This window comes from Bacillus sp. GMs2/2, from assembly GCF_050172095.1.
Taxonomy (GTDB): Bacteria; Bacillota; Bacilli; order Bacillales; family Bacillaceae_G; genus Bacillus_A; species Bacillus_A cereus.
Map to the genome: position 1 here is coordinate 1 of NZ_JBNLYE010000644.1, position 1512 is coordinate 1512.

Sequence of the window (1512 nt, forward strand, 5' to 3'; positions counted from 1 at the left end):
ATTAATTTACTATTTTGTTCTCTAAATTCATTAACTTTTAATCTTCTTAATAAAGCATAACTCCAAATGTCAGTAATCCAGTAATTATATAGTGGTTTTAAATCTTGATTTTTAATCTTAGAAATATTGGTAACAACACGATCTTTATATGTATCAAACATTCCAAAATCTCCGATATCACCACTAGACAGTAAGTATAAAATATCACAAAATATCTCCATATCTAAATTTTCTTTTTTAGGAACTGTTTTTCGAATATCTTCTAAACACAAAAGGTGTTCCTTGGGATTTCCACCCCTAGGGCGTTCATAGAACAGTTTAAAAAGTGGAGAATATTTTTTCACATTACAATCTGTATGATTGCTAGATAAATCAACTAAATATTTTAAAATCGAGGAATAACCGTTAAGGTATGCGATAACAAATAATCTTTTCATATTAATTTTTACATTTCTTTCATATTGAGAAAAAATGTTTATACAACATTCTTCATGGATGTCTCTTCTATCTGGGAAAATAACTTTCGCCATTTTAAACACACTAAACATTGAAACTTCTTTATTATATTTAAACAGATCAGTTAGAGTAGACTTAGAAACTTTTGCTTCAACAGCAAAACAATCATATGTCTTATGTGCATTATTAATTTCTTCTTGTAATTTCCTATTCCAGTAGTTCATACATTCACACCTCTTGAAAGAAAATTCAGACATATTCAATATATTATATCAAACGATTGTTCTAAAACGAGGGCTTTATTACAGAAACAGGGAAATACACATGTTTCTCAATATTTTTCAGACAAATAGGGACCTTCAAACAACTGTTTTCTATATAAAATAAACACATTATTAACACTTTAGTGTAATTTTTACTTTCAAAAGATTGATATTCTGCAAGAAGAACGCTAAAATAAGTTTATCAAAACAAAAAAAAACCTACCTCACAAATTTTTAATTGGTTGTTCCGGTCGGCAAACTAGACACCAATTAAAAATCCCAGAAAGTAGGGTTTTTAACGCATAGAATTTATTCACTTATGTACGTTTATTTTAGCACAAAGTGAATCTCTTGTGAAGAAAATCCTCTGCTTTTCCTTAACAAATGTGTGGTGGAAAAAATAGGAGGGTTTTTTGTGCTACTAAATAATTTTTTACTAAGTACAGCAAAACGAGAATTAAGTCCAAACCTTGTTCATGTTCCTACAGGTGCTATCAATAAATCTGTTAAAAAAGTAATTAAAGCTATTGATATTATTCTGTTCGAGTATGAAGGTAAAACCACTAAAGAATACTTCGAACAAACACCACGCCGCTATAAGGCATTAGAAGTTGTTTTATCTTACCTAGTACAAGAAGGCTACTCTCAAATGAGACAAAATCAAATCAGTGAAAAATCGGGTATTTCTGTGCCGATCATCAACTTTATTCTGAATTGGTTAGAGGACCTTGAAGTATGCCATCAAATCAAAACAAGACGTCATGGTAAAATTGCACCATCTATTTACATATTG

The 1512-nt window shown here is 29.6% G+C and carries 1 protein-coding gene and 1 pseudogene; one reads left to right on the forward strand and one right to left on the reverse strand.

Annotated features, from left to right (window positions below; genetic code table 11):
• Positions 1-680, reverse strand: a 680-nt coding sequence (locus ACQGS6_RS28280; protein WP_426966017.1) for an AimR family lysis-lysogeny pheromone receptor, incomplete at its 3' end; no start/stop codon positions are given.
• 430 nt (positions 681-1110) lie between these two features.
• Here ACQGS6_RS28280 and ACQGS6_RS28285 point away from each other — a divergent pair.
• Positions 1111-1512 (forward strand): annotated as a pseudogene (locus tag ACQGS6_RS28285) (Replicase RepFR55); the annotation flags it as partial.